The organism is Alicyclobacillus acidiphilus NBRC 100859 (assembly GCF_001544355.1).
GTDB classification, from domain to species: Bacteria; Bacillota; Bacilli; order Alicyclobacillales; family Alicyclobacillaceae; genus Alicyclobacillus; species Alicyclobacillus acidiphilus.
Genome location: NZ_BCQI01000163.1, coordinates 1 through 618 on the forward strand (window position 1 = coordinate 1; position 618 = coordinate 618).

Here is a 618-nt window from a genome sequence, read left to right on the forward strand (position 1 = left end):
GGGAAATGTCGCATCTAACCACAAATACGGGTACGTTCCCTCCAGCGAGCGGTTCTTGAAGCCCTGCACTACATCGTCCAGTTCCTTGCAAATCCGAGATACTTCACTTTTGCTGATGCCCTGAATCCCCATCGACTCAACAAGCTCATCCACTTTTCGGGTGCTCACACCATGAACATACGCCTCTTGAACAACGGAGAGGAGTGCCTTCTCAGCCTTCTTCCTTGGCTCTAGGATGCTGGGGAAGTAGCTTCCCTTACGGAGCTTTGGAATCTGCAGATCAATCGTTCCGACACGAGTATCCCATTCCCTGGTTCGGTACCCATTGCGGCTGTTCGTGCGCTTATCACTGCGTTCATAGCGTTCAGCACCAATGAGGGAACTGACCTCAGCTTCCATCACGGCTTGGGTGAGCACCTTCAGCCCCTCCTTCAAGAAATCAACGTCACCATCTTCCAATCCGATCTTGCGAATTAACTCCAAAAGTGCGATCTTGTCTCTAGAAGCCATCGATGTGCCTCCTCTACTGAATTGTTGGTCACTTTTAGTAGATTGCACTCGATGGCTTTCTCGTCAAGACCAAGCCGCTGAATTTACACCACTACCTGAAACTCTAAC

Annotated in this window: 1 protein-coding gene; it reads right to left on the bottom strand. The window is 50.2% G+C overall.

From position 1 onward, the window contains the following. A partial coding sequence (locus tag AAC01S_RS18555) for a transposase (RefSeq protein WP_174520864.1) occupies positions 1–510 on the bottom strand: 510 nt, incomplete at its 3' end. Between the last annotated feature and the right edge of the window lie 108 nt (positions 511–618).